We start from the raw sequence: 19,797 nt of genomic DNA on the forward strand, positions 1-19,797 counted from the left end.
ACAAGAGATCAGATCAATTATTTTGAGTCAAACTCGTATGCCCAACCCTACAGATTTTCAAAGCAGCGCATTAGCAACATTGCGTATTGAGCAGCAAGCCATAGACGTGTTAGCAACACAAATTAATGACAGTTTTAATCAGGCTTGTGAAATATTGTTACAGTGTAAAGGCCGTGTTGTGATTACTGGCATGGGGAAGTCAGGGCATATTGGCCGTAAAATGGCTGCGACTTTTGCTTCAACTGGCACACCATCTTTCTTTATGCATCCGGGCGAAGCTGGGCATGGCGATTTGGGAATGCTGGTTCGTGGCGACGTATTAATTGCGATTTCCAATTCTGGAAAAAGTGATGAAATCATGATGTTAATGCCACTCATCAAACATCTTGGTGTACCTCTTATTACTATTAGCCGTACTGATAAAGGGCCAATGCCTCAAAATGCCGACATTGCTTTAACTTTAGGTGAGTCTGACGAAGCGTGCCCATTAGGGTTAGCTCCGACATCGAGCACGACAGCGACGTTAGTATTGGGTGATGCGCTGGCTGTTGCTTTACTTGAAGCTCGTGGTTTTACCGCAGATGATTTTGCTCGCTCGCATCCTGCTGGAGCATTGGGTAAGCGCTTACTTTTACATGTAAAACATCTGATGCATACAGGCGATGAATTGCCAAAAGTTTCACCAAATACGCCAATGAATCAAGTGCTTTACGAAATTTCTAATAAGCGTTTAGGCTTGACGACGATTGTTGATGATGAGGAACATTTGCTGGGTATTTTTACCGACGGTGACTTGCGTCGTTTAATTGATAGACAGCAAGGTTTCGACGTGAATTTACCGGTTTCTGAAGTGATGACAAAAAAACCGTCAACTATTTCTCAAGAAGCACGTGCGGTGGAAGCTCTACAACAGCTTAACCTGAAAAAAATTAGTCAATTTGTTGTGGTGGATGACCAAAATAAAGTGATTGGTGTAATTAGTATGCATGACCTTATTCAGGCAGGGGTAAATTAATCAATGGCATCTTATGCATTGTTAGAACAAGCACGTCATTTACAGGCATTGGTTCTGGATGTTGATGGTATTTTGAGTGATGGCTTTGTAACTTTAACGAATAGTGGCGATGAGATTAAGTCGTTTGATATTCGTGATGGTTTAGGAATGAAACTTGCACAGCAAGCGGGCATGAAGATCATTATTATCACAGGCCGAAAAAGTAATATCGTTGAAAAACGTATGTTTGATTTAGGTGTAGATCTCGTTTTTCAAGGCCGTGAAGACAAAGGCTCTGCATTACGCGAAGCTTGTGCACAGTTTAATATTTTGCCTGCCGATTGCTTGTATATGGGTGATGACTGGCCTGATTTATCTGCTTTTGCAATAGCAGGAATGAGTGTCACGGTGCCAAATGGTCATGAAGAAGTGCGTCGCCGTGCGCATTTAGTTACCCAGTCAATGGGCGGGCGTGGTGCTGTACGTGAAGTCTGTGATATGTTACTGATCGCAAAAGGCATTTACCAAGAACTTCTTGAAAAATATCTTGCAGTACCGCATTAATAATAAGATTACTTAAAAAGGTAGGCTATTCCTGCTCATGGATACCAGAGTTTTATCTATTGTTGCTGTAGTTATTGCTGCTATAAGTGGTGGTTATTACTACTATAGTGGCAAAGCAAAAAAACTAGACATTGGTTCGGCGAAGAATATGACATATTCGGCGCAGGGCGTCCATTTGACTCAAACTGATGATCAAGGCAATTTGTATATTCGTGCTGAAGTTCGTCAGCTTGAACAGGATATGCAACAAAAAACATCAAAGTTGGACCAACTTAATGCCTCTATGTATAAAGATGGCAAAGTTGATGCGACGTTCTTTGCAAAACAGGCAAATGGCTATGATGATAACCGTAAAGTTATATTATCGGGTGATGTGGTAGCAACTAAACTTGCTCCACAGGGGAAAATTGAATTCCAGACCGATGAGTTAACTGGATATCCAAAGACCAGAGAAATTGAAACGAATCATCAAGTGATTGTTCAGTCTCCACAGGGCAATTTTGTCAGCAAAGGATTAAAAGCCAATTTGAATAACGGTCAGTACGAATTTTTTAATATTCGAGGAAAGTATGCACCAAAGTCTTAATTTAAAACGTTCTTCAGCTTTCCTAAAACAAGCTGCGGTCATTACATTCGTTGCTTTATCATCAGCTTCGACTTTTGCATTGCCGTCTGACCGTAGTCAACAAATTTCACTCGTGGCAGACCGTGCAACGTATAACGAAAAAACTGGTTTGACGACTTACACTGGCAATGTCGTGATTGAGCAAGGCACGATGAAGCTTCAAGCCGATTCAATTGTTGCTACGCTAAACTCTAAACGTGAAATTCAAACCATTACTGCCAAGGGCAGACCGTCTAAGTTTCAGCAACAAATAAGTGCTGATAAAGGTGTGGCACGTGGTGAGGGGCAGACCATTGTTTATAATGCAGATACAGGCATTATTACATTAAATGGTGGTGCATATTTATATCAAGATGGTTCAAGCATTCGTGGTAATTCATTGAAATATAGTATGAACAAAGGTGATGTTGAAGCTCAAGGCTCATCGACAAATCGTGTTCAAATTATTATTCCACCATCAAGTTCAAAAAGCTTTCCAGGAGCGCGTGACTAATGCAGCAAGCTCTTCAACAACCCCAAACTTTGTGTATTAAGCACTTAGGAAAAAACTATAGTAAGCGTTGGGTCGTCAAAGACGTATCTTTTAGTATGCAAAGTGGACAGATTGTTGGTTTGCTTGGTCCTAACGGTGCAGGTAAAACAACAAGCTTCTATATGGTTGTAGGGCTAGTGCGTATGGACAAAGGTGAAATTCACCTTGATGATCTTGATATGTCTGATTTAGCAATGCATGAACGGGCACGTAAGGGAATTGGATATCTTCCGCAAGAGGCTTCTATTTTTAGAAAGCTGACCATTGCTGAAAATATTATGTCCATTTTAGAAACACGCAAAGACTTAAATAAGCAACAGCGCCAGCAACGTCTTACTGAATTATTAAATGACTTTAAAATTAGTCATATTAAAGATTCATTGGGAATGAGTGTATCTGGTGGTGAACGCCGCCGTGCTGAAATTGCACGTGCATTGGCTGCAGATCCTAAGTTTATGTTACTTGATGAGCCATTTGCCGGCGTTGACCCAATCTCGGTTGGAGATATTAAAGATATTATCCAGACTCTGAAAGATCGTGGTATCGGTGTACTCATTACTGACCATAACGTACGTGAAACTCTGGCAATTTGTGAACGTGCCTATATTGTGAGTGAAGGGGCGGTAATTGCAGAAGGTACACCACAAGAAATTCTGGATAACGAACAAGTCCGTAAAGTCTACTTAGGTGACGATTTTACAGTTTAAATAAAATAGTTAATCTATTTGTCTAAAAAGAGGTCAATGCCTCTTTTTAGTTTTTTTTATATTTATCTATTAAAAACAATAAATTAATTCATTCACCTGATGAAAATATAATGTGTGAATTATTCCTGTAATTATGCTTCTTTATGCAAAAAAATATGTAGAATGTAAAAGCTTTTAAACGATAACAAACAAGATCAACAAGACAAGCATGATTGGATATAACCAGAGAAGAGTAACAAGGACATGTAAAAAGCCGGCTTTCCTGAAAGGGTTGATGCTTTTAACTTCATTGCATGTACCTATGGTGATATATGCTGCTAAACCCAGTGAGCAATATCACACCTTAAAAGACAACTTATCACAACTTTTTGCCCCTAAAAGTAGTGATGAATTTAAAGTTGCCAAGATGCAAGAGCTGAGTAATTTTAAGTTAGATCAATCTAGAGTTAAGGAGTTTCCTACTGTTCAACTCAATGATAGAGCAGCTTCATCTTATTCAAATTTGCCATCAAGGAAAATGACTTTGCAGGAAGCGGTGAAAATCGCAATCCAGCGCAACCCTGATATTTCTCAAGCCATTTCCACTTTAGCTGGCCAAAACGCGGGTATTGATTTTGCTAAGGCAGGTTATTATCCACAGCTTTCAGGTGGTATTACCACAGGTGACTTGAGTAGCGGTGAGCGCGGTCGGCAGTTATTGACCCTAAATGCGACTCAAATGCTCTATGATTTTGGTAAAATTAAATCAGGCGTAGATGTTGAGCAAGCCAAGGTCCAGGTGGAACAGGCCAACGTGCTGGTCAGCATTGATGATATTGCACTTGATGTTGCACAATCGATTGTTAATATTCAGCGCTATCTTCAATTAAATAAAATTGCCGAGCAGCAAATTGCAGGTATTCAACGAATTCAGGACATTGCTAATTTACGTGCAAATGCAGGTATTAGTAGCCAAGCTGATCCAATTCAAGCCCAGTCTTATTTGCAAGCTGCCCAGTCTGGTTTGATTGCTCAGCAATCTTTATTACGTCAGTACCAACAACATTTAAGAACATTGCTGGGTGCAGATGTATCTCGAACTGGCTGGATTATTTCAGATGATCTGGTGAAAGTATCTGATTTATATGGTGAACCTGAATTCAATACCATCCCAAAAATGATTGCAGCACAAGCAAGTGTTGAAGTTGCCAAGGCACAAAAGGAACAGACTCGACTGAGTCGGTATCCGACTTTGGCGGTAAAAGGTTCCTTAAGTCAGGCCATTAATGGCAGAAATCCAAACAATGATAAAGATGACGGTCTATATAGTTCCGTCATGCTTGAAGCAAGCAGTCAGTTTTATCAAGGTGGCGCAGTTTCTTCTCAGGTTAAAATGGCAAGTTATGCCGAAGAAGCAGCAAAGTCTAAAGTGAATTCTGTTTATATGGATGTTCTCGACCAGATTAGAACCAGCCGTGAGCAAATTGAAAATAAACAACGTCAAATGCAGGTGCTGACTAATCGTCAGGCAACAACCGTTCGTACACGTGAACTTTATCAAGAGCAGTACAAACTGGGTACACGTTCATTGGTCGATTTGTTGAATGCAGAACAGGCCATTCATAGTGCCAATTCAGAACTCGAATCAGCACGTTATGACATCTATAACAGTATTATTCAGTACATTTCGGCAACAGGACGTTCCCGCCAAGCTTATGACTTAAATAATATTTCAATTCAGGGGTTCGAAGTACAACCATGATGACAAAAATAAACTACCAGCCCTGGTTACAGTCGGTCTTAACGATTGCTAAACATTATCGAATTGAGCCTTCAGAAGAAAGAATCCGTTTACAACTTGACTGGAACCAGAATCAAAACCTTGATGATGTTTTACAGCTCATTACCCGTCAGGTTGGACTAAATTTACGTAAAGTACCGTTTTCTTTAGAAGTGCTGAACCCGTGGCGCTTACCTGTTATGGTCGAGTTTAATGACGGACAGGTCGGTGTTATTGATAAAGCCGATACCCAGGGAAATGTCAGTATCCAGTTGAGTGGAGATCATGGCCTTTCTCAAAATTTAAGCCTAGATGTCTTAAAAAATACGATTAAGAATGTCTATATTCTGCGTCCTGAAACTTCTATTCCCGATGCGCGTATTGATGAATATATCAAACCGTATGAAGCAAGCTGGTTCTGGTCAATTGTTCTAAGAGACTGGAAGCGCTACGTTGATATTATGTTTGCCTCACTCATTGCCAATGTATTGGCATTGGCAACCATTATTTTCTCAATGCAAGTCTATGACCGCGTTGTTCCATCGCAGTCCATCCCGACTTTATGGGTTCTGGCAGGTGGTGTACTCATTGCTGCTATTTTTGAGTTTACCTTACGTATATCAAGGGTGTATTTATCCGACATTATTGGTAAACGTGCTGATTTACGGGTTTCTGACCGTGTATTTGGTCATGCCTTAAGAATCAAGAATAAAGACCGTTCAAAGTCTACCGGTAGTTTTATTTCCCAGATTCGTGAACTCGAAGGTGTTCGTGAACTGGTGACTTCAACCACCATTAGTGCAATTGCAGATTTCCCATTCTTTTTCCTGTTCCTGATCATCTTTGCCATCATTGGCGGCAAGCTGTTCTGGGTGATGTTGCTGGTTGTTCCGCTTATGATTTTGCCGGGTATTCTGGTGCAGAAAAAGCTAGCGCAACTTGCACAGGAAGGTATGAGAGAATCTTCAATCCGTAACGCAATTCTGGTTGAAGCGGTGCAGGGTATTGAAGATATCAAGCTATTGCGTGCCGAATCGCGTTTCCAGAACCAGTGGAACCACATGAACGAAGTTTCAGCCGATATTGGGATGAGACAGCGTAAAATTGTCGGTACCTTAATGTCATGGACTCAAATGCTTCAGGGTCTGACCTATGCGATTGTGGTTCTGGTTGGATGTTTTGCGGTAATGGAGGGTGAAATGACTACGGGTGCTTTAGTGGCCTGTTCAATTTTATCTTCACGAATGTTAGGGCCGATTGCACAAATTACGGGTGTTTTAGGACGTTTACAGCAGGCGAAAGTTGCTAAACAAAGTCTGGATGAACTCATGCAACGTCCGATCGATCAGGCTGACCATTCACATCTGGTACACAAGGCTGCTTTAAATGGTGACTATGAATTAAAAAATGTCTTGTTCCAATATGGAGAAGAAGACCCGAAACCAAGTTTGGCAATCCGTCATTTAAAAATTCGTGCTGGTGAAAAAATTGCAATTCTGGGGCGCAATGGTGCAGGTAAATCGACCCTGCTTCAGCTTCTATCAGGAATGCAAGTTCCAACTCAAGGTGCCGTGCATTTAGATGGTCTGGATCTTTCTTTAATTGACCCATCTGATGTACGTCGTGATATGGGTTTACTCAACCAGAATGCACAACTTTTCTACGGTACGATTCGTGAGAACCTCACTTTAGGTGCACCACTTGCAACTGATGAAGATATTCTTCGGGCTTTAGTAGTGACAGGTGCATTACCTTTTGTGCAAGAGAAAAAAGAAGGACTAGATCACCTGATTTTAGAAGGTGGGGTTGGTTTTTCAGGTGGCCAGAAACAAGCATTGTTATTGGCTCGCTTATTGATTCGTCAACCTAATATTTTATTACTCGATGAACCGACAGCATCCATTGATGATGTGGCAGAGAAGCAACTGATTGATCATTTAAAAGGATGGCTGGCACATCGGACCTTGGTCGTTGCGACACACCGCCGAGCTGTTTTAGAGCTGGTGGACCGTATTATTGTCGTTAACGAAGGCAAAATCGTGATGGATGGTCCAAGAGATCAGGTCCTTAACCAATCAACAGCCCAGCAAAAACAAGTAAACCAAGGGGGTAATTCATGAGCGAACCACAAAAAGAACAAGAACTCACCCGTTCAATGAATGTCTCTTATAGTGAACCACCGTTACCCCGTGCCAGTTTAGTGATCTGGATTGTGGGGATTGGTTTAGTTATTTTCTTTATCTGGGCATGGGTATTTAAACTTGAAGAAGTGTCTACTGGCACCGGTAAAGTAGTTCCATCATCTAAAGAGCAGGTCATCCAGTCTTTAGAAGGCGGTATCTTAACCAAGCTGAATGTACAAGAAGGTGATATTGTTCAAAAAGGTGAAATTCTTGCGCAATTAGATCCAACCCGTTTTGCATCGAATGTCGGTGAATCAAGATCTTTGCTTATTTCTGCTCAGGCAACAGCTTCACGTTTGCGGGCGGAAGTAAATGGAACACCATTGGCTTTTCCTGAAATTGTGCTGAAAGAACCAAAACTTGTACATGAAGAAACAGCGCTCTATCGGTCTCGTCGTGCAGATTTGGAACAGACCATTGCAGGCTTAAAACAAGCTTTGCAACTGGTACAACAAGAACTGGCAATGACCGAACCGTTGGTTGCTAAAGGTGCAGCCAGTGAGGTTGAAGTTTTACGTTTACGTCGTGAAGCCAATGATCTTAGAAATAAAATGAATGATGCGCAGAACCAATATTTCGTTAAGGCTCGTGAAGAGTTATCGAAAGCCAATACCGATATTGAAACGCAACAACAAGTTGTGCTGGGACGTACTGACAGCTTGGATCGTGCTATTTTTAAAGCACCGGTACGTGGTGTTGTAAAAGAAATTGCGGTCACTACCCATGGTGGCGTTATTCCACAAAACGGTAAGTTGATGACCATTGTTCCAATTGATGAGCAGTTGCTGATTGAAGCACGTATTTTACCGCGTGACATTGCATTTATTCGTCCGGGACAAGAAGCGCTGGTTAAGATTACTGCTTATGACTACTCAATTTATGGTGGTTTAAAAGGTAAGGTAACGGTTATTTCACCAGACACGATTCGTGATGAGGTTAAACAAGACCAATTCTATTATCGTGTTTATATCCGGACAGATTCTGACAAGCTTTATAATAAACAAGGTAAGGCATACGGTATTACACCGGGTATGGTGGCAACGGTAGATATTCGTACTGGTCAAAAAACGGTACTGGATTACTTGCTTAAACCATTTAATAAAGCCAAAGAAGCGTTACGAGAAAGATAATAAAAAAAGCCCCGAAATCCGGGGCTTTTTTATGGGTTTGATTCTATTAAATTCACGTTATAATTTGATTTTTATTATGCTTTATTTAATTTATGGCTTTTACGATTGCTTTACCCGTTACGTTTGAAGAAGAAATTAAAAAAAGTAGATTTCAGGCTATCGCTGCGCCAGTAGAAAACGAACAACAAGTTAAAGAATTTTTAGAACAAAACAAAGATGTTTCAACAACTCATCAATGCTGGGCATGGAAAATTGGCCATAACGTTCGCTTTAATGATGATGGTGAACCTTCAGGAACAGCAGGGCGTCCAATCTTGGCAACCATTGAAGGGAATGATCTGACGAATATTATTGTAATGGTTAACCGCTGGTATGGTGGAATAAAACTAGGAACTGGCGGCCTTGTAAGAGCATACGGTGGTTGTGCTGGGCAATGTTTACTATTGGCTGAGCGTATTGAACTCATTGCAAAGAAAACGATTCATTTTTCCTGCCATTTTAATGAGTGGGCTATATTTCAATATGAGCTTACTCAGCAACAAATTGAATATCAGGAAGCCTACACTGCAACGGGCGTAGACATCGAAGCAAGACTACAAATACATCAAATTGAGCCACTTGCCTTAAAACTCAGAGATGTAACGCGTGGTCGTGAAGAGTTAAAAATTGAAGAAGAATTAACTGATGACTGATTCCTTACTCAAATATCGAGAGCAACATAAGCACCGCTTAAACTACATGCCATGGTTATATTGGACTTTAAAACCTAAAAATCGCGCTTGGGCTGAAGAATGGCAAAAAGAATATCAAGCTTATTTGATGGACATGGAAACAGTTGAGATTGGGGAAAACTGTTTTATTTCACCCTTAGCTCATATTTTTGCTGAACCGGGACGAAAAATTATTATTGGCGATAATTGTTTTATTGCCGCAGATTGCAGTTTGCATGGGCCCCTTGAAATTGGCAATGAGGTCGCGATAAATCATCATTGTATTTTAGACGGGGGACGAGCCGGCATAAAGTTGCATGATCAGGTCCGTATTGCTGCGTATTGTCACTTATATGCGTTTGATCACGGTATGCAGTTAGACCGTCCACTTTACCAGCAACCTGTCACTTCCAAAGGAATTGAAATTGAGCAGGACGTTTGGTTGGGTGCACATGTGGGTATTAAAGATGGTATTAAAATAGGTCAGCATGCTGTGGTTGGCATGAATAGTATGGTGACGAAAGATGTGGAACCGTACCATATTGTAGGTGGCAACCCAGCAAAATTTATTCGTTTAAGGGAGTAATACAGTCTCAAGAATGTAATAATATGTTTGATCTTTAAACAAAAAAGTTGATTTTTATACATAAACCTTAACATACAAATTTTTATCTATGCTAAGTTAAAGCTAAGTTTTAAGAATAATCTCCAAGGCAATAGACCTGAAGAAGAGAGGCTAACATGAACCGTGTTATTGCGTGTATTGACTCATCACCGTGTATTAATGCTATTGCCGATGCAGCAGCATGGGTTGCTAAAGCAACCGGACGAGAACTTGTATTATTACAAATTCTAGACTATTACCCTGCAAGTTATCATTTAGGTGAAATTAGTGGAGTAATCGGCTTTGAAAGCAATGCAATGCTGCTAAAAGAGTTAGCTGAGCTGGAACAAAAACAAAGTGAACTCGCTTTAGACTATAGCAATAATTTACTCCGTCATATTTCCGATCTTATTAAAGAAAAACACGATATAACTTGTTCAAAAATTCAAGAAAAAGGCGATTTTTTAGAGCAAAGTTTTAATCTCTTGCATGAAAATGACATTGTGATTTTAGGTCGAGTCGGGGAAAGAGCTGCCGAAAAACATAAACCAATTGGCAGTAATGTTGAAAACTTTATTCGCGGAGCCAACTGTACTGTTTTGACCATTGGTGAAAATTTTAAAATACCAACGCGATTTATCTTCGCTTATGAATATTCACCAACTTGTCAAAAAATGATGCGCCGCATTGCGCAAAGTGATTTATTGCGAACACTACAATGTCATTTGGTCTATGTAGGCGATCATCCAGAAATTTTAAATGAACCTGAGCATTACCTTAAACAAGCGGGCATTGATGTGGTGACCGTATATCGCTATGGTGATGTTGCACAAAATATTTTAGAGTACCAACAAGAACATGGTATTCAAATTATTGTGCTTGGGGCATTTAGTCATAGCAAGATTCATCAATTCTTCTTGGGAAGTATTGCAACAACCATATTCCGAAACGCGACTGTACCCTTGCTTGTGGCTAAATAATAAGATTTCCATATAGTTATCCGCAAAACTTGTGGATAACTATATGGAAAAGCAACAGTAATAAAAGTAATTTATTGATTATAAATAAAAAAATAAATAAGACGATTTTTTAACCGTTATTTCACAATTGCAATTGCGAAGCCATCATGACCTTTTGAACCAACTGTTTGTAATGCTGTACAAGACAATATTTGCGGGTGATTTTCGAGAGCTTTAAACATTTCACGGATGCCTTCAATACTTGGTTTTTTATTATCTGGATTTAAAATATCACCTGCGCGAATCACATTATCAAGCACAATAATCGTACCTGATCTGGAGAATTTCAGGCTCAATTCTAAATATTCCGGATAACCCTGTTTATCAGCATCAATGAAAATAAAATCAAAAGGCTCGATAGATTGAGGTTCGATCGCAGAAAGAATATCTGCGGCACGGCCAGTTTTAAGCTCAACTTTTACAGGAAGATTCGCATGGTCGATATTTTTTTGTGCCATTTCTGCGTGAGTGTCACGGCCTTCTATGGTCAGTAAATAACCATCTTCAGGTAATGCACGGCCTAACCAAATTGTACTGTATGCAGCAAAGGTTCCAATTTCTAAAACTCGTTTGCATTTATTCATTTGAATAAGCATCTGCAAGAACATTCCTTGGTTAGGAGCCACTGCAAGATGATTTGAGAAGCCATGTTCATCGGTATTCTTTAATGCATATTCGAGTCGCGGGTCTTCGGGAATTAAATGTGAATCGATATATTCGTCAATGTCTGTCCACATCTGCTGCATAATCAAATTTACCTATATGTTGATAGGGGTATTTTAAACATTTATGCATAGAGTGCAAAAATCTTCGTTTCAAGAAATTTTGGTTGATTGGGAAATGAGCAAATTAATTTTTTAAGCAGCTCACCCAAATTAAAAAGTAAGTATAAAAAGGCTCATTTCTTGCTTATTTTTTATCAATTTTTTAGTTAGGAATGTATAGATGCGATGGATATTATGTTGGGTGTTTTCACACGTGTAGATTTTGAAGAGGGCATTGAGGTTTATTGTTCAGCTTTTAGTAATGAGCCATGGAATGAGCAGTTTGATGATTTAGAACCCGTGAGAAAATATTTTGAGCGTTATTTTCAATATTCATGTTCTTTTGGATTTTGCGCAAAATGTGAAAACCAATTAATTGGTGTTGGGATGGGACATATTCATCCAACGATACAAGGGGTTCGTTATTATCTAGATGATTTTTTTATTCATCCCCAATATCAGGGAAAAGGAATTGGTTCTAAGCTTTTAAAGTATATAGAAGAAAAGTGTAGAGAAAATAATATAGAAACCATTGTTCTACATACATTGAGAGAATCTATTTCTGAAGATTTTTATAAGAAGCAGGGCTTTAAAACACGTTCAAAACTTATCTCTTTAGCCAAACGCTTGTAATAGGCTTAAGTAAAAACTCCTTTCAATTGAAAGGAGTTTTTTAATTTAGAAATTACACATCGAACTGCTTCGAGTTAAATCAGGTCCCCAAGTACGATAGCCTTGAGTATCGATATGAATCTGTCCGGAGCTATACAAACCAATACCCATATTTAAGCTTTGGCCATGCTGTGCCCAAAATTGACAGAGTTTAAACTTGGTGTTTTCGATAAAAGCATAATCTTGAGCTTGAGGGAACTCAGGACCAATACGGAAATCAATTGCAGAGTTAAATAAATGTTTAGAAGAGCTCGCACCACCAGCACATTCATTTAAAGGTAAATCTCGGTAAACAGAGGTTACTTCAAAGTCGGTTAAAACTTTTGACGCAACTAAATATTTAAATACGCGTAGGGTCGATAAAGAATTTCCCCAAAGTTCACGATTTGGTACGGCATATTCTGAACGGCCACATTTTTGCCAATCTCGTGCTGAACGTAATAGTTCAAAACTCGGCACAATGCCTGCTACATTGTTTTTGGTTAAGAATTTTTCGTATTCACGAACACGTCCGTAATTTTCACCAGAACTTAACCAATTTCGATAAGATGTAGGCTCAACTTTAGGGGGAATCGGGCGCTCAATAATAACGCGCTCTTGTGGAATGAAAATTCGTTTACCACTTGGAGAGGTTTTGCCTGTTGTTGTGTGTTGGGGAGAGCTGACACAACCTACCATAACCGCTGGGATTATGCATAAGGGCACCATACTCTGCAAAAACTTCCGCATAAGAAAATTAAGCATTTATAAATATTGGAGCTATTTTAATGCAAAACAGTGCACAAATTACGAGGAATTTGCAATGAAATGTTTTAATAGGGTATAAAAAAGATCAGCGGTTGCTGATCTTTTTTTGAAATTACTTTTCAAGATATTGTAATTTGTCAGGTTTGCCGTTCCACTCTTCACGGTCAGCTGGTTGATCACCAATTTGAGTAATGTTAGGCCATTTTTGAGAAAGGTCGGCATTTAATTCAATAAACACTTCCTGACCTTCTGGTAACTCATCTTCAGAGAAAATTGCATTTGCCGGGCACTCTGGTTCACATAATGCACAGTCAATACATTCATCCGGATTAATCACTAGGAAATTCGGACCTTCGTAAAAACAGTCTACAGGACAAACTTCTACGCAATCTTGGTATTTACATTTAATACAATTTTCAGTGACAACAAAGGTCATGGCGACAGCTACCTAAAAAATATGGTTTCATTTCGAATAGCTTATTTTAGGCAAAAAAGGGGTAAACAAACAATTGCTTTTATTGATATTCTTTATTCATGCATATGAAGATAAGTTAATACGTTGATAATCAAACAGATCTTCCAGCCTTAAGATGTACTAATCTATAAAATTAAAATAATAATATATTTTATAAAACAATTACTTAAAAAATATTTCCTTTGAATATTCAGATGTCATTTAAGTCAAGCCATCTATTTTATTAGATGCCTTAACTTCTCATTTTTTCTTTTATAAATTTTGATTTTCTGTTTTTTTGTCGAAAATTCTTTAAATCTGTAAAACTAAAGGGGGCAAAGTAAATGGATATCTTCAGGTTCGAGTTGCCAAAGTTGCTGATCTGGAGCGCTTAATGGTTGTGCTCCATGTTTAATATAGAAATCTACAGTGCGCCGACTTGGGGTTGCTGAAATATATAGTTGCTTTGCACCGAGTTGTTTGGCGGACTCTTTTGCAGCTTGCATAAGTTTGGCACCAATGCCTTTACCTTGCTGGTCTGCGTCGACATAGAAATAGTGCAATAATTTAGCGTGAGGATAATCAGAGATGATTTGATTCGACACCACGCTCACGCCAACGAGTTTTTCAGAAGCATCAAATGCACCGATAAATAACGCGCTTTGCTCATAGAGCTGTTTTAATTTTGGTGGGTCATTTTCTAAATGATATGAATCCCAATGTTGGACATCAAAAAAACAATCAACCAATTCTAAGTGTTGGTGATTTTGAATATACATTTGAGTGATTAATTCACGGCGACTAATATGCTGCCAAATAAGATCTATTTCTGAATTTTGTAAAGTTCTTAAGACCATATAAATATTATTCTCTGATATAAATAAGCAGACCTAAGCCTGCTTATTCGGATATGTCTATTATGATTTTAGCGCAGCTTTCAGTTCATAGAGTTGCTCAAGCGCCTGGCGAGGCGATAAGTTATCGACTTCAATTTGCTTAAGTAAATCTAGAGCAGGAGATGAAACTTCTATTTCGACAACTTTCTCTATGATTGGTGAACCAGCGTTCGCATCTGGTGGAGCAAATAAGTCATTTTGAAAGCTGGTTTGTAGATGTTGCTGCTGCTGTTTTTCCAAAATACGTAAACGCTTCTGCGCTTCTTTAATTACATTAGCAGGAATACCGGCTAATTTTGCGACTTGTAAACCATGGCTTTGGCTTGCAGGGCCTTGCTGAACCTTATGTAATAAAATCAGATTGCCATTAAGCTCTTGTGCCGTGACATGATAGTTATCAATTCCTGCTTCACCACCAAGTTCAGTCAACTCGAAATAATGCGTGGCAAAAAGACACAAACATTTTACGCGTTTGGTTAAATCAACCACGCATGCCCATGCTAAAGACAAACCATCATAGGTACTGGTTCCACGGCCAACTTCATCCATTAATACAAGTGATTGATTGGTCGCATGGTGCAAAATTTGTGAAGTTTCTGTCATCTCAACCATAAAGGTCGATTTGCCTGTAGATAAATCGTCGGCTGAGCCAATACGGGTAAAAATTCGATCAATTGGGCCAAGCTTAGCTGCTTTGGCCGGCACATAACTGCCACAGTAAGCAAGCAAACTAATTAATGCTGTTTGACGCATGAATGTTGATTTACCGCCCATGTTTGGTCCGGTAATGATTGCCATGCGGTGTTGGGCATCAAGAAAAGTATCATTTGGTGTAAATGGTGCTTTATTTAATGCTTCAACTACAGGGTGACGGCCTGCCTGAATTTTAATGCCAGTTTCTGGGGTAAATTCAGGACGCGCCCAATTGTTTAAACGTGCTTGATGAGCAAAGTTAGCAACCACATCAATTTGAGCAATTGCTGAACTCATCATTTGAAGATGAGCGATATTTTCGCGAAGGTTTTCAAGTAAAGCTTCGAATAATGCTTTTTCACGTGCTAATGCGCGCGACTCACTCGACAAAACTTTATCTTCAAAACTTTTTAGTTCAGGGGTAATGTAGCGTTCAGCATTTTTTAAAGTCTGGCGACGGATATAATCGGCTGGAGCTTGTTCTGCTTGAGCACGAGTGAGTTCGATGTAGTAACCACTTACACGGTTATAACCAATTTTAAGGGTATTAATGCCGGTACGTTCACGCTCTTTAATTTCTAAATCAATGAGGAATTGACCTGCGTGATCGCGAATTTGGCGTAATTCATCAAGATCAGCATCATATCCTTCTGCAATTACATTGCCATCACGAAGTAATACAGGTGGGTTTTCAACAATGGCAGCCATCAAATGTTGATGAAGCGCTTTAAAATCACCAAGTTCTTGATCAAGTTGAACTAATAGTTTGGATTTTTTCGCTTGAATGACTGGGGTTAATGCCGTTCTTAAAGCTGGAATTTGTGCACATGCATGACGAAGCTGCACTAAATCACGTGGTCGCGCACTGCCTAGTGCAACGCGGCTAAGCACACGCTCAATATCACCAATTTCTTTAAGCACTAAACGCACTGGGCTTTCATGATAACCCTGAATTAATTGCTCAATGGCATCTAAACGACCATCGAGTAATGCGGTATCACGAACAGGTTGCATCAGTGTACGGCTGAGTAAACGTCCACCCATTGCAGTTTGGCAATCATTCACCAGTTGGAATAATGATGTTCCATGATCAAATAATGGTTCAATAATTTCTAAGTTTCGACGTGTGATTGGGTCGAGCGCAATAAAGTCCGTGCTTTGTTCAAGCTGAATTGAGCGAATATGTGGTAATGCAGTTTTTTGAGTTTCTTTTGCATAGTGAATAAGTGCGGCGGCAGCAGCTTTGGCTAGAGGCAATGGGTCTAAACCGAAACCTGAAAGCGTTGATACCGTAAACTGATCACATAAGGTTTTTTGTGCATTATTTTGATTGAAGTCTACATTTGGGCGTTTGGTAACGGGGCACTCTAAGTGTTTTTTTATTTGCTCAATAATATTCGTGTCGACCAAGTCTTCATCAATCAAAATTTCACTTGGCATTAAACGTGCAAGTTCAATAGGCAATTGTTCTGGCTTGTAATCTTGTTGTTGGACTTTAAAAATGCCTGCACTTAAGTCGAGTAAAGCAAAACCAATCTGATTTTGATGTATGCATAATGAAACGAGATTGGATGATTGATAACTGCTGAGTAATGCATCATCAGTTAAAGTACCTGGAGTAAGAATACGAACAACTTGACGATCAACCGGACCTTTACCTGTCACTTCTCCAACTTGTTCGCAAATGGCTACAGTTCGTCCAGCTTTAACAAGACGTGCAAGATAACCTTCTGCCGCGTGATAGGGAACGCCTGCCATTGGAATCGGTCGCCCACTCGCTTTACCACGATGGGTTAAGGTGATACCTAAAAGTTTGGCTGCTAAATGAGCATCTTCAAAGAAGAGTTCATAAAAGTCACCCATACGGTAAAACAGCAACGCATGTTGATAGTCCGTTTTGACTTTGAGATATTGCTGCATCATAGGTGTATGAGAAGATAAGTCAGCCATGATTTCAGCGCTATTCATGCGTATTAAACCCTTAAAAAATCAATAATAAATAAGTTAACTTCGAAAGTTTGGTTGTCCAACCAATTCTAACAACTTCTGTGTAAATCTGGCTTAATCTAAGAAAAAAGTATACCTTTTAGTGTACCTTTTTTAGTGTCAATGTTGAGTTAACAGAGTGTAAGAACTTAACTTAATTTTTCACGGTTGCTATCTTAACAAATTGAGGCTGATTGACAAAAAAGATTCCTCAAATGAATAAAGAAATAAATAGGTAGTTAAGATTGTTAAATATGAATATTTTTTAATTTTGATTATCTTTTTGTTTGGGAAGTTTTTTATATCTAGATATTTCAGATTGTGGCTAATTATGCAGGAATAGCAGTGCCAGCCGTGTGTAGTTTTTCGAGCATTGTTCCTTGGAGTATAAGTTCAACTCCTATGTGAGATAAAAAACTGATGGATAGATTGGCTATCCATCAGTTTGAACTCTATTTATAAATCACGTGCTACTAAAGTTAAAATGTCGTAGGTTGCGACAAGTTCACCGCGCTGGTTTTTGACTTTAATATCCCATACCACAACCCCATGAGCAGGTTGAGATGGGTCTTTTTGTGGTTTAGGTGTTTTCTGTTTACAGGTCAATTCAACCTGAATCGAGTCACCAATTTTAACTGGTTCAACAAAACGTAAGTTGTCCATACCGTAATTGGCAATAACAGGACCTTGCGCTGCATCTACAAATAGACCTGCCGCGGCAGACACAATGAAGTAGCCGTGTGCAACGCGTTCACCAAAGAAAGATTCAGCAGCGGCAATTTTGTCGGTATGCGCGTAGAAGTAGTCGCCACTTAAACCAGCAAAATTGACAATATCTGCTTCGCTTACGGTGCGACGCGCCGTTAATAAACGTTCGCCAATGACCAACTCATCAAAAGACTTTTTAAATGGATGTACACGGTCTTCGTTGACTTTAGAGCCAGCAGTCCACGAGTGGGTAATCTGCGTCAGGCTATTTGGAGAACCTTGAATTGCGGTGCGTTGCATATAGTGTTTAACCGCACGAATACCACCTAACTCTTCACCGCCACCTGCACGACCAGGCCCGCCGTGTACAAGATGAGGCAGTGGAGAACCATGTCCTGTACTTTCTTTTGCTGACTCTGCATCTAATACATGCACACGTCCATGCCAAGGCGCAATTTTTTGAATAATCTGTTCGATATTCTCATCATTATTTTTAACGACTGAAGCCACTAAGCTACCTTCACCACGTGAAACGAGGTCGGCCAATTCTTCAATGTTTTGATATGGCATGAGTGTACATACTGGACCGAAAGCTTCTGTGGTATGAACATGTGTCGCTTGCAAAGGTTGTTCGCATAACAATAAAGTTGGAGCGAAAAAAGCACCTTTTTCAGGATGATCTGCGTTAAATGTAAAGGAATCATTGTCACCAAAAACAATTTTTGCATCTTTGCTGAGTTCAGCAACTTTTTCTGCAACGTCATGTTTTTGTTTAATGCTCGCCAATGCCCCCATTGTGGTTTCTTCTTTTTGAGGATCACCCATCACAACTTTCGCAAGTTTGGCAGTCAGCTTTTCTTGTACAGTCGTTAATAATTTTTCAGGAACGAAAGCACGACGAATTGCGGTACATTTTTGACCTGCTTTTGTGGTCATTTCACGGAAGACTTCACGTACAAATAAATCAATCGTTTCTTCATTTGCTTCAGGACTTAAAATTGCGCTGTTTACCGAGTCAGCTTCCATGCTAAATGGAATTGAATATTTATTGAGGTGAGGATGGTTACGTAATTTTTGGCCTGTGTAGGCAGAACCCGTAAACGTGACGCAATCTTGTGGGCCTAGATGCTCTAACAGGTCATATGTTTGACCGCAAATTAGTTGTAGTGAGCCTTTTGGTAACACATGTGCTTCTTCAATAGCTTTTACGACAGCTTGAGTTAATTGAGAGCCATCGGTTGCAGGTTTAACAATACATGGCACACCCGCAAGTAAAGTTGGTGCAATCTTTTCAAGCATTCCCCAGATTGGGAAGTTAAAAGCGTTAATGTGAACTGCAACACCCGCTTTAGGGCTTAAAATGTGTTTAGCGCCGAAAGTGCCATTTTTAGATAATTGAATCCAACTATCTTCGGTAATAATTTTTTCATCATTGAGTTCACGACGAACCAAACTTGAATAAGCAAATAAGGTCTGGATACCGCCTTCAATATCAATCCATGCATCTTTACGCGTTGCACCTGTTGCATAGGCAAGTTTGTAGAACTCTTCTTTACGCTCAAGTAAATGCTGAGCAATTTGTTTTAATGCATTTGCACGTTGGTGAAACGTCCAGTTTGCTAACTCTGAACCATTTTGTTTGGCATATTGAACAACACGCTTCATATCAATGCCATGACTACTTACGGCATAAATCGATTCACCTGTAATGGCATGCAAAACAGGACGTAATTCTTCACTGGTCGAATGCCATGTTCCATAGACATAAGAAGCGAGATGAGGCAGTTGATGCTCAGACTGCTGAAAATCTGTGTCAGTTGTGGTTCCTTCTAGGTGTGCTTGTTCAAGCATGACCAAACTCCTTTTTATGTGATACATCAATTATAAAAATTGCAAAAATATGATTCATAATTTCAGATTAATTTGTCTAAAAGTCAACTTTATTTTGATTTTTAAAAGTAAAAAAGTTTTTTACAATTGATTAATTTTTATTATTTTCAATGGGTTATTTTGTTTTTATTGGGTGAATTTAATTTGATACTAAAAAATA

The 19,797-nt window shown here is 39.4% G+C and carries 18 protein-coding genes; 12 read left to right on the forward strand and 6 right to left on the reverse strand.

Going from position 1 to position 19,797, the window contains the following annotated elements:
* The first annotated feature begins 37 nt into the window (after positions 1-37).
* The 11 genes from KTH84_RS09960 to KTH84_RS10010 all read left to right on the forward strand — a co-directional run bounded on the left by KTH84_RS09960 (position 38) and on the right by KTH84_RS10010 (position 10,788).
* On the forward strand, positions 38-1,015 hold the full coding sequence (locus KTH84_RS09960) for an SIS domain-containing protein (RefSeq protein ID WP_133974425.1): 978 nt from the start codon (positions 38-40) through the stop codon (positions 1,013-1,015).
* 3 nt (positions 1,016-1,018) lie between these two features.
* Positions 1,019-1,558 (forward strand): KdsC family phosphatase, encoded by a 540-nt coding sequence (locus tag KTH84_RS09965; RefSeq protein ID WP_262473009.1) that lies wholly within the window; start codon positions 1,019-1,021, stop codon positions 1,556-1,558.
* 37 nt (positions 1,559-1,595) lie between these two features.
* Positions 1,596-2,144: an LPS export ABC transporter periplasmic protein LptC gene (lptC, locus tag KTH84_RS09970; protein ID WP_042897993.1), complete on the forward strand. Its 549-nt coding sequence runs from the start codon at positions 1,596-1,598 to the stop codon at positions 2,142-2,144.
* Positions 2,128-2,676 carry a lipopolysaccharide transport periplasmic protein LptA gene (gene lptA / locus KTH84_RS09975; protein ID WP_042897994.1) on the forward strand — a complete coding sequence of 183 codons (549 nt, stop codon included), beginning with the start codon at positions 2,128-2,130 and terminating at the stop codon, positions 2,674-2,676. The genes lptC and lptA overlap by 17 nt, the downstream gene beginning before the upstream one ends.
* Complete coding sequence (lptB, locus tag KTH84_RS09980; protein ID WP_003650837.1) at positions 2,676-3,422, forward strand: LPS export ABC transporter ATP-binding protein; 747 nt, start codon at positions 2,676-2,678, stop codon at positions 3,420-3,422. The genes lptA and lptB overlap by 1 nt, the downstream gene beginning before the upstream one ends.
* 274 nt (positions 3,423-3,696) lie before the next feature.
* Positions 3,697-5,163 (forward strand): TolC family outer membrane protein, encoded by a 1,467-nt coding sequence (locus tag KTH84_RS09985; RefSeq protein ID WP_042897995.1) that lies wholly within the window; start codon positions 3,697-3,699, stop codon positions 5,161-5,163.
* On the forward strand, positions 5,160-7,301 hold the full coding sequence (locus tag KTH84_RS09990; protein ID WP_262473010.1) for a type I secretion system permease/ATPase: 2,142 nt from the start codon (positions 5,160-5,162) through the stop codon (positions 7,299-7,301). The genes KTH84_RS09985 and KTH84_RS09990 overlap by 4 nt, the downstream gene beginning before the upstream one ends.
* The gene (locus KTH84_RS09995; RefSeq protein WP_202742918.1) at positions 7,298-8,494 is read left to right on the forward strand and encodes an HlyD family type I secretion periplasmic adaptor subunit; all 1,197 of its coding nucleotides are present in this window, start codon (positions 7,298-7,300) and stop codon (positions 8,492-8,494) included. The genes KTH84_RS09990 and KTH84_RS09995 overlap by 4 nt, the downstream gene beginning before the upstream one ends.
* 92 nt (positions 8,495-8,586) lie before the next feature.
* Positions 8,587-9,186: an IMPACT family protein gene (locus tag KTH84_RS10000; protein WP_262473011.1), complete on the forward strand. Its 600-nt coding sequence runs from the start codon at positions 8,587-8,589 to the stop codon at positions 9,184-9,186.
* Positions 9,179-9,790, forward strand: a complete 612-nt coding sequence (locus tag KTH84_RS10005) for a DapH/DapD/GlmU-related protein (protein WP_133974415.1) — start codon at positions 9,179-9,181, stop codon at positions 9,788-9,790. The genes KTH84_RS10000 and KTH84_RS10005 overlap by 8 nt, the downstream gene beginning before the upstream one ends.
* A 155-nt stretch (positions 9,791-9,945) precedes the next feature.
* Positions 9,946-10,788: a universal stress protein gene (locus KTH84_RS10010; RefSeq protein WP_042897294.1), complete on the forward strand. Its 843-nt coding sequence runs from the start codon at positions 9,946-9,948 to the stop codon at positions 10,786-10,788.
* Between the two features lie 116 nt (positions 10,789-10,904).
* Here the strand turns inward: KTH84_RS10010 and KTH84_RS10015 are convergent, their stop codons facing one another.
* Positions 10,905-11,573 carry an O-methyltransferase gene (locus KTH84_RS10015; protein ID WP_133974413.1) on the reverse strand — a complete coding sequence of 223 codons (669 nt, stop codon included), beginning with the start codon at positions 11,571-11,573 and terminating at the stop codon, positions 10,905-10,907.
* 204 nt (positions 11,574-11,777) lie between these two features.
* On the opposite strand from KTH84_RS10015, the gene KTH84_RS10020 reads away from it, so the two are divergent.
* The gene (locus KTH84_RS10020; RefSeq protein ID WP_262473012.1) at positions 11,778-12,224 is read left to right on the forward strand and encodes a GNAT family N-acetyltransferase; all 447 of its coding nucleotides are present in this window, start codon (positions 11,778-11,780) and stop codon (positions 12,222-12,224) included.
* 45 nt (positions 12,225-12,269) lie between these two features.
* Here the strand turns inward: KTH84_RS10020 and KTH84_RS10025 are convergent, their stop codons facing one another.
* From KTH84_RS10025 to paaZ, 5 genes are all read right to left on the reverse strand, one after another.
* Positions 12,270-12,992: a D-Ala-D-Ala carboxypeptidase family metallohydrolase gene (locus KTH84_RS10025; protein WP_197730915.1), complete on the reverse strand. Its 723-nt coding sequence runs from the start codon at positions 12,990-12,992 to the stop codon at positions 12,270-12,272.
* 130 nt (positions 12,993-13,122) lie between these two features.
* Positions 13,123-13,446 (reverse strand): ferredoxin FdxA, encoded by a 324-nt coding sequence (gene fdxA / locus KTH84_RS10030; RefSeq protein WP_003650851.1) that lies wholly within the window; start codon positions 13,444-13,446, stop codon positions 13,123-13,125.
* A gap of 344 nt (positions 13,447-13,790) precedes the next feature.
* Positions 13,791-14,321 (reverse strand): GNAT family N-acetyltransferase, encoded by a 531-nt coding sequence (locus tag KTH84_RS10035; RefSeq protein ID WP_133974409.1) that lies wholly within the window; start codon positions 14,319-14,321, stop codon positions 13,791-13,793.
* Between the two features lie 60 nt (positions 14,322-14,381).
* Positions 14,382-17,021, reverse strand: a complete 2,640-nt coding sequence (gene mutS / locus KTH84_RS10040; RefSeq protein ID WP_202743818.1) for a DNA mismatch repair protein MutS — start codon at positions 17,019-17,021, stop codon at positions 14,382-14,384.
* 474 nt (positions 17,022-17,495) lie between these two features.
* Complete coding sequence (paaZ, locus tag KTH84_RS10045) at positions 17,496-19,598, reverse strand: phenylacetic acid degradation bifunctional protein PaaZ (RefSeq protein WP_262473013.1); 2,103 nt, start codon at positions 19,596-19,598, stop codon at positions 17,496-17,498.
* Positions 19,599-19,797 lie beyond the last annotated feature (199 nt).

The organism is Acinetobacter sp. WU_MDCI_Abxb74, assembly GCF_025513915.1.
Classification (GTDB): Bacteria; Pseudomonadota; Gammaproteobacteria; order Pseudomonadales; family Moraxellaceae; genus Acinetobacter; species Acinetobacter calcoaceticus_C.